The organism is Nostoc sp. FACHB-280 (assembly GCF_014697615.1).
Lineage (GTDB): Bacteria > Cyanobacteriota > Cyanobacteriia > Cyanobacteriales > Nostocaceae > Nostoc_B.
The window spans coordinates 30,493-47,897 of the sequence record NZ_JACJSD010000012.1 but is presented as its reverse complement, the minus strand read 5'-3'; the positions used below and the strand labels follow the sequence as shown (position 1 = coordinate 47,897).

The 17,405-nt window shown below is 38.3% G+C and carries 8 protein-coding genes; all 8 read right to left on the bottom strand.

What is annotated here, in order from left to right; genetic code table 11:
* Positions 1 to 12: 12 nt before the first annotated feature.
* On the bottom strand, positions 13 to 5,799 hold the full coding sequence (locus tag H6G75_RS11215; protein ID WP_190980016.1) for a type I polyketide synthase: 5,787 nt from the start codon (positions 5,797 to 5,799) through the stop codon (positions 13 to 15).
* Positions 5,800 to 5,926: 127 nt separating this feature from the next.
* Positions 5,927 to 6,997, bottom strand: coding sequence for an HAD family hydrolase (locus tag H6G75_RS11210; RefSeq protein ID WP_190980015.1), 1,071 nt, complete (start codon positions 6,995 to 6,997; stop codon positions 5,927 to 5,929).
* A gap of 3 nt (positions 6,998 to 7,000) precedes the next feature.
* Positions 7,001 to 8,188 (bottom strand): acyl-CoA dehydrogenase family protein, encoded by a 1,188-nt coding sequence (locus tag H6G75_RS11205; RefSeq protein ID WP_242051507.1) that lies wholly within the window; start codon positions 8,186 to 8,188, stop codon positions 7,001 to 7,003.
* Positions 8,189 to 8,192: 4 nt separating this feature from the next.
* Positions 8,193 to 8,441, bottom strand: a complete 249-nt coding sequence (locus tag H6G75_RS11200) for an acyl carrier protein (protein WP_190980014.1) — start codon at positions 8,439 to 8,441, stop codon at positions 8,193 to 8,195.
* Between the two features lie 18 nt (positions 8,442 to 8,459).
* On the bottom strand, positions 8,460 to 9,314 hold the full coding sequence (locus H6G75_RS11195; RefSeq protein WP_190980013.1) for a 3-hydroxyacyl-CoA dehydrogenase NAD-binding domain-containing protein: 855 nt from the start codon (positions 9,312 to 9,314) through the stop codon (positions 8,460 to 8,462).
* Between the two features lie 47 nt (positions 9,315 to 9,361).
* Positions 9,362 to 10,753 carry an acyltransferase domain-containing protein gene (locus tag H6G75_RS11190; RefSeq protein ID WP_190980012.1) on the bottom strand — a complete coding sequence of 464 codons (1,392 nt, stop codon included), beginning with the start codon at positions 10,751 to 10,753 and terminating at the stop codon, positions 9,362 to 9,364.
* 150 nt (positions 10,754 to 10,903) lie between these two features.
* Complete coding sequence (locus H6G75_RS11185; protein ID WP_190980011.1) at positions 10,904 to 11,665, bottom strand: class I SAM-dependent methyltransferase; 762 nt, start codon at positions 11,663 to 11,665, stop codon at positions 10,904 to 10,906.
* 51 nt (positions 11,666 to 11,716) lie between these two features.
* Positions 11,717 to 17,131, bottom strand: coding sequence for a non-ribosomal peptide synthetase (locus H6G75_RS11180; protein ID WP_190980010.1), 5,415 nt, complete (start codon positions 17,129 to 17,131; stop codon positions 11,717 to 11,719).
* Positions 17,132 to 17,405 lie beyond the last annotated feature (274 nt).

The window sequence follows — 17,405 nt, the reverse complement described above, 5'->3', positions numbered from 1 at the left end:
TTCGCAAATGACTTATGAGGCAGAAGACCAATCAAATGATATTTCTTGTTCTAAAATTGTAGAATTTTGTTGTTGTTCTGGTGTTTCTAAGGGTAAGTTTTTAATTTGGAAATGGGGATTAGTTATTAATCCTTGCAGCAGCATTTTAATATCTTGGAGAATACCAGTAATGGTAGTAGTTTCAAATCTTCTAGAATCATAGGAAATCGCTAGTAATAGCTCTTTGTTGGGGTAGACAACCAAGTTTAGAGGATAGTTATTGCGGTAATATATCTGTTTGTGTTGAAATTCAATATTGCCTTGCCAATCTCGGATAAATTCGCTGACGGGAAAGTTTTCAACCACGACAATACTTTCAAACAAAGCGAGTTTTTGGGGAATTTCGCTCCATTTATGAATTTCAATTAATTGAGAATATTCATAATCTCGGACTTCAACTAATTGCAGTTGAAAACGCTGTAGCCATGATAAGAAAAGCTGTTCAGTATCGATGCTCACATGGATGGGTAAGGTATTAACAAACATACCCACCATTGATTCTACTCCCTGTAAATCTGCTGGTCTACCAGTGACAGTACAACCATACAATACATTGTTGCAACAAGTATAACGACTCAAAAGCACAGCCCAAATACCGTTGATAATTGTTGCTAGGGTTAGACGATGTTGAGTCGCAAATGATTGTAATGCCTGTGTAGTTGTTGCTGATAGTTGAATTATCTCCTCGCTATATCTAACTTCTTGGTTATAAGATGGCTCAATTTTGTCAATTTTTTCGATATAAGTTAGAGGAGTTGGTGCTTTTATACCTTGCAATGCTTGTCGCCAAAAATTTTCGGCTTTGGTTATATCTTGCTGCTGTAACCAATCAATATAGTCTTTAAACGGACGAGTCGGTGCAAAACTGGGTTCTTTACCTTGACAAAGTATTCCATAGGTTTCGACAAACTCTTGGAATACTAATGAACCACCCCAACCATCAATAATGAGATGATTTAAACTCCATACATATAAATACTTATCATCGGTAAAACGAATTAAATTATGACGCATTAAACATGGTTGGGAAAAGTCAAAACTTTTTTGGCGATCGCTTACAATAAAAGCGTCAAGTTGTGCTTGCTGTTCTGCTGAATTAAGATTAGTCCAATCATAGCAATTCAGAGTTACTTCTACTTGTTTATAGACAATTTGTAAGGGATGTTCTAGTTCTTCCCAATAGAACCTAGTCCGTAAAACGGGATGTCTATCCATTACTAATTGCCAAGCTTGTTTAAAAGCTTCGATATTCAAATTGCCCCGGATAGTAAAGAGATGCTGGAAAAAGTATAAAGATAATTCACTATCAAACAGACAGTGGAATAACATTCCTTTTTGTACAGGTGTGAGTTCGTAAATGTCCGCAACGTTTTCTAATAGATTGGGGTCATCACAAACTCGTTGAATTTGCAACAATAAAGACTGCTGGGAATTATCTAAATCTGGTTCGTTATTTGACGGTGATTCTGTGGCTGGAATGGTGGGAGTAATGGCTAAATCTGTAGCTAATTCAGCAATTGTTTGGTAGTGGAAAAATTGTTGAGACGTTAATTGCAACCCGGCTTGATTCGCTTTAGCCGCAATTTGAATTGTATTGATAGAATTTCCACCTAATTCAAAAAAGTTGTCGTAGATACCTATTTTGTCAATTCCGAGAATTTCTTGCCAAATCTCAGCGAGGATTTGCTCAATTTCAGTTTCGGGAGGAATGTAATCGTTACCTAAATTGGGACGAGGATGTTTAGCTTTAGCAAGATTAACGGAAGATGATTTAACATCTAAAAGCTGTAATTGTTCTTGTAAATATTGGGGTGAGTTATTTTGCTTAATTAATTCTGGTAAATCTTGGGTGGAAACAACAATATGAGGTAGGTTACTGGCAAGAATGCGATTAAATACCTCGATACCTTCTGCTGGTAAGATACCTTTTTTGATAATTTCTGCGCGTTCTTGTTGCAGTTTATCTGGTAAGACGGTTTCTACTGCAAAGCCGACTTCTTGCCAAGTGTCCCAACTGATAGATACTGTGGAGCGATCGCTGATACAATTCCGATGAGCATACGCATCTAAAAAGGCATTGGCTGCACAATAATCTATCTGGCCAAATTCACCCAAAATAGAAGTTTTGGAAGAACAAAGAACCAAGAAATCTAAATTGATATCTTTTAAAACTTCCTCTAAAATTAACGTTCCTTGGACTTTAGCAGCTAAGACACGATCAGCCATATCCCGCGTTTTCAGTTGGGTAACACCACCACCAGGAACACCAGCCGCATGAATTACACCATGAATTTGACCGAATTTTCGGAATGTTTGCTCGATAACTGCTTGCATTTGTGCTAAATCAGTTACATCAGCACTAATAACTTCAATTTCTGCTCCTAATTCTTCCAGCGATCGCACTTTTTGAATTTGGCGGCTAATAGCATCTTGGCTATCATGATTTTCTAGCCATTCTTCCCACTCTGATCGTTTTGGTAATCCTTTTCTGCTCACCAAAATCAACTTAGCTTGCAATGTCTTAGCCAAATGTTCTGCTAATACTAAACCAATACCTCCAAGTCCACCAGTAATTAAATAAACGCCACCTTTTCTTAACTTGCTCTTGCTAAGAATACTCTCTTCTAAAGGAACTGTATCGAAAGTTTGCACCCAACGGTGTGAACCACGATAGGCAACTATTTCGTTAGTTTGTGCTAGTGTTAATTCTGCTACTAATTTATCGATAATTTTGGCAGACAAAGGCGTTTGATTAGCCGATACCATGACATCAACAAGGCTACAACTAATATTTGGATATTCCTTGGGAATTACTTTACAAGGGCCTAACACTGTAGCCTTCTGGGGAGATAAATTCTCTTCACCAGTGACATCATATAAATTACTGGTGACAACCATCAGCTTTAAGGCACCCCAAATATCTTGTTTGCCAATTGCTTGGGACAGAAACAACAGGCTATAAAAGCTCAAGTTCTCATGCTGCTCATCGAGCGTAATATATTTAGGTGTAACACTCCAAAAATGGGCAATTGTATTTAGTTTCAAGTCTCGATTTTGCAGTTCTTTTAACAACAAATCATAATCACCTAGTTGTTGAGGATTGATGCAATATACTTGCTCATCAAGCTGATGAAATTCTTCACCTAAGCGCACTGTAATGACATTTTGATGTTGTTGTGTCAGTCGTTTGACAAATTCCGAACCTACTCCATAGTTATCTACAAAAACTAAGCAATTTAATTGCTGTTGGCTCAGTTCTTCTGCTGCAAAATATAGTGGTCTTGATTGCTTCCATACTGGAATATAAAACCATTCAGCAATATTTGGTTTTTTCTCTAATAATTTTCGGGAATATTTTTCAGAAGTAGATGAATCTAACTCAATCGCATAACGCTGATTTTCGATGCCATGATGAGATACTGACTCTAATGATTCTTGAGTATTTGGAGAATCCAGCCAATAACGCTGACGCTCAAAGGGATAAGTTGGTAAGGGAAGACGGTAACGGCGTTCATTAGCATAAAAACTCGACCAATCAATCTTGATTCCCAACATCCATAAGCGTCCCAATTCGTTGAGTAAAAATGCTGTTTCTGAATGCTGTGGTTCTTGTAAGTTAATTTCTAGTACAATTTGCTGTTTATCTTGCAGTAACTCAGAAATTTCTGGCTGTAAATCTGCTTCTATTTCTGTCCAATATTGGGGGTTTGTTGCTTCGGTTGGAGTAATCCAAGTTCCACTTACATGAGAGATGAAGGGAATTTGTGGTGGATAAAGTTGGACTTTTTCTAACAACTGAGGAGCAGATTTCGCCACAATTTTTAAAGCATCTTCTAGTGAAAATACTCCTGCTAAAGTTGCAGCTACATATTCTCCCACACCTTGACCAATCATGGCTTGTGGAGCAATCCCCCAAGACATCCACAGTTGCGCTAAAGCATACTCAATCACAAACAAAGCACTGTCAGGCAAGCTTGTTTGTTGCAGTTTTTCTAATGCAATTTCCTGTTCGGATGGGTTGGGATAAATTACAGAACGTAAATCTAATTCTAAATGTGGTCTTAATATTAAGCAGCACTTTTCTATATGGGCGCGAAATACTGACTCCGTTTCGTAGAGTTCTTTACCCATATCTGTATACAGTGCATCTACACCAGGAAAGATAAAAGTTACAGATGGAGTTCCTGACTCTTGAAATTGAGTGATATTTTGTTGTAAAGCTGGCTGATTCAGTTTTTGAATTGCGTCTTGGAAATCGCTACAAACTAAGATTCTTCGATGATTAAAATCTTTACGTCCGACTTGCAAAGTATAAGCGACATCTGCAAGATTAATATCAGGATTTAGCTTCAAATGTTGGCTGAGATTTTGTGTAGCAGTTGCTAATGCAGACTCAGTTTTTGCAGAGAGTAGTAACAATTGCCAAGGACGAGAAGCACTAGAAACTGGAAACGTTGGTGCTTCTTCCAAAACTAAATGAACATTTGTCCCCCCCATCCCCAAAGAACTGACACCCGCACGCCGAGGAGTCGCATTTGTTTCCCATTCTCTAAGCTTGGTGTTGACATAAAAAGGACTGTTGGCGAAATCAATTTCGGGATTAGGCTGTTCAAAGTTGAGGCTTGGTGGAATCAATTGGTGTTTTAAAGCCAAAGCCGTTTTGATTAATCCAGCAACGCCGGCGGCTGCGTCTAGATGTCCGATATTGGTTTTCACCGAACCAATAGCGCAGAAATTCTTCTTCTGGGTACTCGCACGAAAAACTTTAGTCAGCGCCGCAATTTCAATCGGATCACCTAAAGCTGTACCGCTACCGTGGGCTTCGATATAGCTGATACTTTCCGGTTCTACCTCGGCTAACATAATGGCTTCCGCGATCGCTTCGGCTTGTCCATCAACACTGGGTGCTGTATAACCAACTTTCATCGCCCCATCGTTATTGATAGCTGCACCTTTAATCACTGCATATATGCAATCTCCATCAGCGATCGCATCTTTAACTCGCTTGAGAACAACTACACCCACACCATTACCCACAGTTGTTCCCTGGGCTTTAGCATCAAAAGCATAACAATGACCATCAGGCGATAACGGCCCCCCTGGTTCATAAAAATAACCAGATTTTTGCGGTAAGCGAATCGAAACCCCACCCGCCAAAGCCATATCACATTGATAGTTTTGTAAACTTTGATAAGCGAGGGTAGTAGCAACTAAAGATGTTGAACAAGCAGTTTGAACTGTAATACTTGGCCCGGTAAGATTTAATTTATAAGAAACACGAGTTGAGAGAAATCCTTTATCATTACCAATTAATTTTTGATATGATTCTCCCGAACCTAATTGGTCGTTTTTAACATCAAAAGATAAATAATTATTTAAACTAGCACCCGCATAAACACCAATTCTGCTGTTACACTTAGTCGCATCATAACCTGCATTTTCTAAAGCAGACCAAGCACATTCTAAAAATAGACGATGTTGCGGATCTGTGATTGCCGCTTCCTTGGGATTTAAATCAAAAAATGCTGCATCAAATAAATCAATATTATCTAAAATCCCACCAACTTTCACATAATTACTATCATTTACCAACGCCGCAGGTATACCAGCAGCAATTAACTCATCATCTGTAAATAAAGATAGCGACTCTACCCCAGCTTGTAAATTCTGCCAAAAACATTCTATATCGATGGCTCCAGGAAACCGCCCCGCCATCCCAATAATCGCAACCCCCTCCATTAACTCATAATTTTCACTCATATTATTAAACCTTTATTACTTTTAATCACTTCAAATTCTTAACGAGCAATTACTCTTTTCTTATCTTTCTTCGTGTTCGTGTCCTTTGCGCTCTTTGCGGTTCGTTTAATAAAAAACTCGATATTTTTCAGTCAATCACCTGAAAATTCACATAACCAGGCACATCTTGAATCCGACTTAAATCATTTTCAAAAATTACCAAATCGCCCTGCTTCTCAACTTCTCTAAACCCGGCAAACTTATAAGATATATACATCATCCGATTGCGATCGTTTGATAAAAATTCCGCCAACAAACGCACATTATGACTCTTCGCTAAACCCATCACATGATTTAACATAATTGTCCCCACGCCCCGCGACATCACCCGACAAGACATCAGCAACAGCTTAATTGTCCATGACAAAGGTTGACATTCAATTAAAACTAAACCTATCTTGCCGTAGCTACCATATTTATCTTCCAGACTAGCAATAAGCAATTTATGATTTTCGCTGTTCCGAAAATGATTTAGTTCATCGTAGGAATAGGTATAACCAGTTGTATTCAGTTGATTAGTTCTGAGTGTTAATTCTTCTGCACGTTGTAAATCTTCTTCTTGAGCAGTAGATATGGTGAAATTCATTTGGAGAGTAGCTAAAAATTCATCAGATGTACCGACAAATTCTTTCTCCGCATTTTGTCGCTCAATATCACTCAAATACATCAATCTTCTAATGCGTGAATCTTCCGTAATAAACCGAGGATTCATTACAGGCATATCTAAAATATTGCCGATTTCTGCTGCATTGATACAGAGAACTTCCGGTAAGGAAAACTTCACTTCTTCTAGCTCAAATAACTGATCATCAATAAAGGCGATCGCATCTAATCCAATATTGAGTAAATTAGCAATTTCTTTAACTGAATCAGCTTTAGAATTCCAATTAATTTGGGGATATAAGAAATACTCTTGTAAACCAAATTCTGCTAACTTAGCTATTGCCGTATGATGTTCATTTTTACTAGCTATAGATTGTAATATACCACGTTTATCTAAAGTTTCAATCAAATTTATAATATTTTCTCTCAGAGAGACTTGATTATCCTCCAGCAAAACACCGTGCCATAGGGTATTATCTAAATCCCAAACAACACATTTAATTACTTTTTTATCTTTTTGTTTACTATTTAAAGTTGGCTCTTGAACACTAACCATAGATTAATTTCTCTCTACTAATTGCTTATCTAACCCAGTAGCCACATTTGCAAATAGATAATCTTGATAACCAGACTCAGCAATTGTAATCTCTTGAATTTGAGTACTACCTTCAATAATTTCCATAATTTTCGAGTCGCGTAAATACCTCTCCACAGGGTACTCACTACTACAACCATTTCCACCATGCAGTTGCACAGCATCATTAGCTATTTTGGTAGCAACTGTAGATGCAAAATACTTGGCAATAGAAGTCTCAATAATAGAATTGGGGTCGTTAATATCTTTGAGATAACCAGCTTGATAACATAACAACCTCGCTGCTTTGGTATTAGCTATCATCTGCGTAATCTTTTGCCGAATTAATTGATGTTCTTTCAGATACACGCCAAACTGTTTGCGTTCATTTGTATACTTAATGCAAGCTTCTAAACAAGCTTGAGCAATACCAACACATCCTGCTGCTACGCTATATCTCCCATAATCAAGAGCAGAAGCAGCAATATAAGCAAATCCAAAACCTAATCTCCCAACTAAGTTTTCCCGCGGAATTTGACAGTTATGAAAATATAATTCTGCTGACATTGAAGCTCTCACACCTAAAATGCCAGACATTGGTTTGACTGTAAATCCTGGGCTATTTTTTTCCACTAAAAAAGCAGTCGGTTTACCTTCACATTGAGTAAAAACTAAGTAGATATCTGCTATTTGTCCATAGGTAATCCATTTTTTCTGCCCATTTAAAACATAAGCATCACCAACTAATACCGCTGTGGTTTCTACACTTTTCGCATCACTACCAACATTCGGCTCAGTTAATGCAAAAGCGGCGATAATTTCTCCAGATGCAAGTTTCGGTAGCCAATATTCTTTTTGAGCTTTATTACCCCATTTACACAAAGCATGAGCTACCATGTTGTGAACTGTCAGCAAACTTCTAATAGAAGAACATCCCCGCCCAATTTCTTCGTTGAGAATACCATAGGTAATCATATCCATTGCCTGACCACCATATTCTTCGGGTAAGATAGCACCGAGAAAACCGCGTTGAGCAATTTTTTTAATTAGTTCTGGTGGAGTAAATTCTTGTCTATCCCATTTACCGGCATCAGGAAATATTTCTTGGTTAACGAAAGCTCTAAATTCAGTTTGAGCGTTTTTTTGTTGAGCAGATAGTTCTATTTTCATCATAAATTCACTGTGCAAGAACAGCAGTTTTGCGTTCCACTAAATTGGCGATAGAGTTGATAGTGCGGAAATTCTCAAACTCTAAGTCTTCGTTATCAACGGCAATCTGAAATTCTTGCTCAACAAATAAAACAAGCTGCATCGCAAACATCGAATTCACAAAACCGAGAGCGAAAATATCTTCGTCTGGTTGTAAATCATGATTACCGAAAAACTTTGACAAAAAGGTTTTAATTTTAGCTTGTACTTCTTTCATAAGTCTTGATATCCCTATTTATTGGTATACGTAAAAACCTTTACCATTTTTTCTGCCATATAACCCTGCATCTACCATTTTTTTCAGTAAAGGACATGGTCGATATTTACTATCATTAAAGTTTTCGTACAAAACTTCGATAGAAAACAAAATTGTATCTAGTCCAATTAAATCTGCGGTTTCTAAAGGCCCCATTTTGTGACCAAAACAGCCTTTAAAGATTTTATCTACGTCTTCTGCTGTCGCTACTTGGTCTTGCAACAGAAAAACAGCTTCGTTAATGGTTAACATCAACACACGGTTAGAAACAAAACCCGGTGAATCGTTGACGATGACGCATTCTTTCCCCATCTGAGTCAACATTTGTTTGGCTATTTCAATTGTTGTCTCAGAAGTATGATACCCCCGAATCATCTCTACCATTGACTTCATTGGTACAGGATTCATAAAGTGAATACCCAAGACTTGATCAGGGCGTTTAGTCAGTGAAGCTATGCGAGTAATGGGGATTGCTGATGTATTGGCAGCAAATACACAATGTGGTGGACAGATAAAATCTAATTCTGGATATATCCCTTTTTTAATATCCCATTTTTCGGTAACATTTTCAACTATAAAATCGGCATTTTCTAAAAGTTTATAGCTGGTAGAAAACTCTATTTTTTCCAGAATACTATCTGGAGTTTTTGAATTGTCGCTTTTTTTGAAAAAACTCTGCAAGCGGATATTATTTCTAATTTCGTATTTAGCTTTATCAAGAATATCCTCAGAAATATCTATCAGAATTACTTCATGGCCTGTTTGAGCGAGGTTTTGTGCAACCCCTATACCCATTACCCCCGCACCAATTACACCTACTGTTTTAATATTCATAGTTTTAACTTCCAAATTTTCGATCAAGTCTCTAGGCCACTCTACGTTTAAACAGATAAAGAAAGATAATCACGAGAATCTTGAGCATAAAATCCCGCCCAATCTATTTCCACCCCTGCTAACCACAACCTACCTAATGTTTTCAACAAGAAAGCTAAGTCTGGTTTTTTATCGTAGGAATAACGTAGAGAAGGCAAAATTAGTTGACTGACGGCGGGATTATTTTCTAAACATTGCATTGCAAAACTACCAAGAGTTTGCCCTGGGCCTACTTCCAACAAAATTGGATATTGTTGTTTCCATAACACTTGGATACCTGGAGCAAACAACACTGCTTGACACAGATGCTTTACCCAATAATCTGGATTTGTCGCCTCTGATGCTGTTATCCATGTACCCGTGACGTTGGATATATAAGGTATTTTTGGTGCTTGCAAGTTAAATGTCCTGACTAACTTGCATAAGTCAGTACTAGCACCCGTCATCATCTGAGAGTGAAAAGCATGGGAAGTTTCCAGACGACGACAAGCTAAACCTTTTTGAGTTAATTTTCGTTCTAAAACTTCTATAGCCTCGATTTCACCTGCTATTACACCCATAGATGACCCATTCACCGCCGAAAGTGAAAGTTTGTCATTGAGGAGGGGAGATATTTCTGTTAGTGACAGTGGAACTGCAAGCATCGCCCCCCTGGGCAATTTTTGAATCATCTGCGCTCTTGCAGCAATTAGTCTTAAACCCTCGTCTAAAGATAAAACCTCGGCTATGGTGGCTGCGACATATTCACCAATGCTATAGCCAATCATGGCGGCTGGATGAATACCCCAAGATATTAATAGTTTTGCTAAAGCATATTCAATGACAAAAATCGCTGGTTGAGTCAGATGAGTTTGATTGAGTAAAGAGGTTGCAGCTACTATTGTTGTATCAGTTGGTGTCTGGCTGCGACCTAACATTTTTCGCAAGTCCAACCCTTGAGAATTGTCTGAAACTAACTGCTGTTGTTGTTGTCCAAGAGGATAAATAACCTCTCGCAAATCTTGACCAAGTAGGGGTTTAAGAAATTCACAACAGTAGTCAACACAAGCACGAAATAAAGGTTCAACTTGGTACAATTCAAGAGCCATATTGACGTACTGAGTACCAAGTCCAGGAAACATAAAAGCTACAGGACGTTTTTGTGTTTCCTGGATGTTTGTTAATAATCGTCTAGGGTCAGTAAGTGCCACTATAGCATCTTCTATATCCCGACAAACAACCATTCGCCGATATTTAAACGCTTGTTGTTCGCATTGCAATTTCTGTGCAACATCCCTAAGTTTCAAGTCACGATGTTGTCTCAAATAATCTGTAAGATTGACAGTAGCAGTTTTTAGTTCTGATTCAGTTTGAGCAGAAATTACTAGTAACTGCCAAGGACGAGGAGGAATAGAACACATTATTGATAAACTCCCAAATTCTCACTTAAAATCAGCGAGAATGATTGCCGACCTTGCATGATAGAAGGATGAATAACCTCTAAAGATTTATCTCTGTTTAGCAATATCAATCTATTTAAACTTTATTTTTAGGATTGATATTTATTATTGCTAAACGGATAGCTTACGGCAGACAAAGATTACTGGACTATCATCTCCAAAATCTTTAGAATCATATTGTTCAATTTCTCTAAAACCTGCATTTAATAAAGCAGATTTAATTTCTGAGATAGAATAGTCTTTTACTAGCATATCACTATCGGAACGCTGCCAAACTGCATTGATCAATTTAAAGCCAGTGAACTTAATTTTCCTGAGTTTTTCTTCTTGGTTATGGCTATAGTATCTTTCCAAATATACATAATTATCTCTGACATCAATTTTATTAAACCATTCAATATCTGACCCCTGCTCTGGTGATGTTGTATTCCAAATTTCATCTGCAAGTGGAGTTGTAAACGCAAAAATGCCACCATTGTTTAGTGTCGCGTATACTTTTTGGAAGACATTTGTCAATTCTTCTAGCTTGAGAAGATGACAAAAAACATCAATGGAAATAACTGCATCATAAATTGCTGGCAGTTCTAATTCACGTATATCACCAAGAATAAATTTACTTTCAGGTGAGTTTGTTTGGGCGATATGCAATAATTCTTCCGAAATATCAATACCAGTGGTTTGATAGCCTCTAGTATTCAGTTGTGAGACTGTACGTCCGTTAGCACAACCAATATCGAGAATATGCGCTCCTGGAGAAAGGTTTTGTAAGATTAAGTTTTCTAAAACAAGAATTTCTAATTCTCGTTCTTTGGCGAAGGAGTTATATACGGAAGCAATAGGATTATAATTGGCAACATTCTCAACTAAATACATAAACAATTTCTCCTTGCTGATTTCTAAATAAAGGCTGGAAATGTATCCAAATTAATGACGATATTTGCCAGTTTGATTGGCTCTGAGTTGGTTATATTTATTCAGGGCTACCTTTTGCTTTTGAATGCGATCGCGTATCATATCAAAAGCAGGTTCATCCTCTGTTTGGCTTAAATATTGTGCTAGAGAATAAATAGTCGGGTTCTGGAATAGCGTCACAACTGATATATCTTGCTGTAACATGGCCCGTAGTTGATTATTTATTTTTAGCATTAATAGTGAATGTCCACCAAGGTCAAAGAAATTATCATGAATACCTACCTGTTCAAGATTGAGAGCTTCTTGCCACAGCTTGGCAATTTTTTGTTCAATTGCTGACTGGGGTGCTTGATAAGTAGTGGTTAATTTTGGTCGTGTTACTTCTGGAACTGGTAAAGCACGCCGATTTACTTTGCCATTCGGTGTCAAAGGTAAAGTATCTAACACCATAAAGGCAGAAGGAAGCATATATTCAGGTAATTTCTCTTTGAGAAAATCCCGTAATTTGTTAACAGATAATGTAGCTTGTTGATGGGGAACTAGATATGCAACTAAGCGACAATCATTTGGTGTATCTTCCCTAGCTACTACTACTGTTTCTCGTACTTGTGGGTGTTGCTCTAATAAAGCTTCAATTTCTCCTAGCTCTATCCGGAAACCACGAATTTTTACTTGGTAATCTATTCTACCTAAAAATTCTATGTTTCCATCTGAGCGATAGCGTGCTAAATCACCTGTTTTGTAAAGGCGTTTTGGTAGATGAAACTCTGAATCTAATTCAAAAGCATCAAATTTATGACAAATAAACTTGCTTTTTGTTAACTCTGGTTTATTCAAATAGCCTCTTGCTAATCCTACGCCACTAATATGTAACTCACCTGGTACTCCAATAGGAACAGGTTGTAAATGTTTATCTAGAATAAATATCTGTGTATTAGCAATTGGCCAACCGATAGGCACAATTTTTTCATTATTTGCAGATTTACAGCGCCATGCTGTCACATCAATAGATGCTTCTGTTGGGCCATAGAGGTTATACAATTCTGCTTGAAAACTCTGAAAAAATCTTTGTTGCAAATCAAAAGACAAAGCCTCTCCGCTACAAATAACCCGCTTGATACTCTGACAGTTTTGATGTCTTGGTTCCTCCAAAAAAACTTGTAACATAGAAGGAACAAAGTGAAGTGTAGTTATTTTTTGTTGTGATATAAGTTCGGCTAGATAACACGTATCTTGATGACCACCAGGTTTCGCTACAACTAAACTTGCACCAGTCAACAAAGGCCAGAAGAATTCCCAAACTGAAACATCAAAACTAAAAGGAGTTTTTTGTAAAACCCGGTCAGATAATGTTAATTGATAAGCATCTTGCATCCACAGTAAGCGATTGCTCAAACCTAAATGAGTATTCATCACTCCTTTAGGATTACCTGTAGAACCAGAAGTATAAATTACATAAGCTAAATTTTCTGGATTTAGGTCTTTCGCGGTCAGATTTTGGCAACTGTAATTGGCAAATTCTCTACTTTGGGTGTCTATACAGATCAATTTCTCTTGATATGCTGGTAAATCATTGACTAGATATGACTGGGTTAATAGCACCAATACTTGAGCATCTGTTAACATGAATGCCAAGCGTTCTTTTGGATAGGTAGGATCTAAAGGTAGGTAAGCACCACCCGCTTTGAGAATTGCTAGTAATGCAGGTACGAGTTCTAGACTGCGCTGCATACAGACACCAACAATATCGTCTGGTTTTACTCCTATTTCTTGTAAATAATTTGCTATCTGATTGGCTTGTTCATTAACCTCTTTGTAGGTTAATTGGTGATTTTCAAATATGACTGCAACAGCATTTGGTGTTTGCTCTACCTGTGCTTCAAACAGTTGATGAATACACTTATCTTGGTGGTAGTTTGTCTGAGTTTTATTCCAATCTACTAATAACTGTTGTATTTCTGGTGGCGTGAGTAATTTTAACTCTACTATGGGTTGTTGGGGATTGCTAACTATACTTTCCAATAAAGTTTGGAAATGCCTCAACATTCGGGTAATGGTATCTGGATTAAACAAATCTGTGTTATATTCACAAGTTGCAATTAACCCTGATTCACAATCCTCCATAAACAATGTCAAATCAAACTTGGATGTACTGTTGTGTCCTTCTTCATACCGAACGGATACATCAGATAGATTTAGGTTGGGTTTAGGCAGGTTCTGGAGAACAAACATCACCTGAAACAGAGGATTGTAGCTGAGGTCTCTGTTGGGTTGTAGTGCTTCTACTAATTTTTCAAAAGGTAAGTCTTGATGAACATAAGCTTCTAAAGCTGTGGCTTTCACCCGCGTTAGCAACTCCTGAAAACTCAAATCGCCAGATAGGTCTGTACGCAACACTAAAACATTGACAAACAGCCCAATTAAAGAGTTAATTTCGGTTTTGTGACGATGAGCAATGGGTGAACCAACGACAATATCAGTCTGACCTGTGTAGCGATACAGCAAGATTTTGAAGGCTGTAAGCAAGGTCATAAACAGAGTTACTTCCTGCTGAAGGCTCAAATGCTTTAGTGCTTCTGTAAGTGTGGGAGAAAGAACTAATTTGGCTTGAGCGCCTTGGAAGGTTTGTACTGGATGACGTGGATGGTCTGTAGGTAAATTTAGTACAGGTAGCTCACCCTGCAATTTTTGTTGCCAATAAGCTAATAATGATTGAAGACGATCGCAATTAATCCATTTTTGTTGCCAATAAACCACATCTTGATACTGGATGGGTAATTCCGCCAGTGGCGAGAGCTTGTTGTTGGAAAATGCTTCATAGAGTGCGGCTAGTTCTTGAATCAAAATCCCAATCGACCAACCATCGGCAATTATATGATGCAGAGTTACTAACAATTGATAATCTTTATCATTTAATTGCACTAATTTAGCACGCAATAGTGATGGCGCAGATAAGTTAAATGGCTGCTTTGCAAACTCTGTTGCTAAACTTTGTGCAGCTGAATGGCGTTGGCTTTCTGGTAGTGAGCGTAAATCTTCAATCGTCAAATTTGCTAATACAGTTTGATTGATGACTTGAGATACTTGTCCATCAATTTCTATAAAACTTGTCCGTAAGACTTCGTGTCGTTGAATAATTACGTTGAGACTTTCTCTCAAGGCTGTTAAGTTCACACCACCTTGGAGGTGAATTACTAGCGGAATATTATATGTAGGAGAGTCAGGATTAAGTTGATGGATAAACCACAATCCTTGCTGAGCAAAGGACAGGGGATGAACTGAGGTGTTTTTTGGCTGTTGGATGAGAGATATAGATGGTAGTTCAGTCGTCGTGATTTGGGTGAGGATTTTAGTCACCAGCGATCGCGGACTCATTCCTGCAAACAAGTCTGCAATGGATATTTCTACTTCTAAGTCAACCTCAACCCGGTTTTTCAACTCAAATACTTTTAAAGAATCTAGTCCGAGAGTGCTTAATGGTGCTTGGGGAGGAATATTATCTGGTGCGATCGCTAAAACATTGGCTATCTGTGCAATCAAATATTGTTCTAAAACTGTCTGACGTTCTTGTATAGCCAGTGTCAACAGTTGAGAACGCTGTAATTGAATAGACTCTTGGACAATATCACTAGCTTTTAAAATATTGCTGGCAACTATATTCAGTTCCTCATTCTCAAACTGTGCGCGAGTGGCGCGGCGTTGAATCTTACCACTAGAAGTTTTGCAAATCGTACCTGGTTTAATTAAGACAACTGCATAAACTTGTACTTCGTGTTCTTCCGTCACCGCTTGACGAATTGTATTAATTACTGTTTCTAAATTTGGTTTGGCGCGAAACTCTAATTCTTGTACAACTACCAGCTTTTCTTCGTTGTTAACTAATACAGTAAATGCGGCATTAGCACCAGGACGCAAGGATGAATGACTGCGTTCAGCCGTTAATTCTATATCTTGGGGGTACAGATTGCGACCACGAATAATAATTAAATCTTTCGCTCTCCCTGTAATAAATAACTCTCCATCCTGCAAAAAACCTAAATCTCCTGTCCGCAGGAATGGCCCTTCGTCTGTATCTGCTAAATAAGCACCGAATGTCTCTGCGGTTTCTGCTGGACGATGCCAATATCCTTGACCAACACTCAATCCAGATACCCAAATTTCCCCAATTTCATCAGGTTGACAACTCTTGAATGTGTCTGGATTGGTAATTACTACCTTCTGGTCGGGAATAATTTGACCACAACTGACAAAGTAAGATGTATCGTCCCCTCCAACCACTGATGACTCTACAACTTGATGAGATGCTAATGCAGACTTCTGCACGGCTTTGATTTTTGGTGGCGCAGCTTTCTGTACACCAGCAACCATCAAAGTTGTTTCAGCCATGCCATAACAAGGATAAAAAGCTTCTTTGCGGAAACCACACTCTGCAAAAGCCTCTGCAAACCGCTCTAATGTATCGTGTCTGATCGGTTCTGCACCATTAAACGCTACACTCCAACTACTCAAGTCAAGAGTTGCTTTTTGTTCAGGCGTGATTTTCTGCACACATAAATCATAAGCAAAATTGGGGCCGCCACTGGTTGTCCCGCGATAGTGAGAAATTGCCTGTAACCAACGATAAGGACGTTGGAGAAAAGCCGCAGGCGGCATAATAATGCAAGGGAAACCCCCATACAAAGGTTGCAATATCCCACCAATTAGACCCATATCATGGTACATCGGTAGCCAAGTCACAAACTTACTGGCTGGCGAATGCTCCATAAATTGGCGAGTTGTTTGAGCATTGTGCAGTAAGTTTCCATGACTAATCATCACACCCTTGGGTGTTCCCGTTGAGCCAGAGGTATATTGCAGAAACGCCAAACTATCTTGATCAATGTGAGGTTGTTGCCAGTTATCTTCTATTCCTGGGGCAATATTATCTGTTGTCAGCCATTGCAACGATGCTAAATCAGTCTTTTGGTGCATTAAAGACTGCACATTCGATAATATATCCGTTGTTGTCAATGCGATCGCGGCTTGTGCATCTTGAGCGATCGCCTGGATTCTCGGTGTGTTACGCTGATTTCTCGGAGGATAAGCAGTAACAGCTACAACTCCCGCATATAAACACCCGAAAAAAGCAATTAAAAAATCTAGTCCTGCCGGATAAAGTAGTAAAGCACGTTCCCCTGTTAAACCCATAGCTTGCAATTGTGCAGCTGTTCGTCTAGCAAGTCTATCCAACTCTTGATAAGTTAACCGAGCTTGTTCTGTTTCCCCATCTAGTAAAAAAGTGAAGATATCTTGATTTGCTTGGGTAGAACTTCTCCAACCCAAAAGTTCAACAACTGTTTTACAGTTACTGAGGTGAAACTCATCGTTAGTGTGGCTTGTCGCAGAGGAGACATCGCTTGCTTGAAAGCTATGAGAATATTGATTCATTTTTAGATGACTAGATGCACTTTAATACACTACTTACTTTTATCTAGGCTTTATATAGCAGTAGTCAGATATGTTAGGACAATTTGAAAGCTTAAATGCCAGGAATAGTAAGACTTTTCCTCCTGCCTTCTGCTATAAATCTGCCCAGATAAAAATAAGCAGTTAAGAACCAGCAATAAAACTGTATTTACTGCTCAAAATCCTAGACCGAATATTCAGAGCGGTAATTTCATAACAACAATCAATCACGGCGATATCCGACTCTGAGCAAACT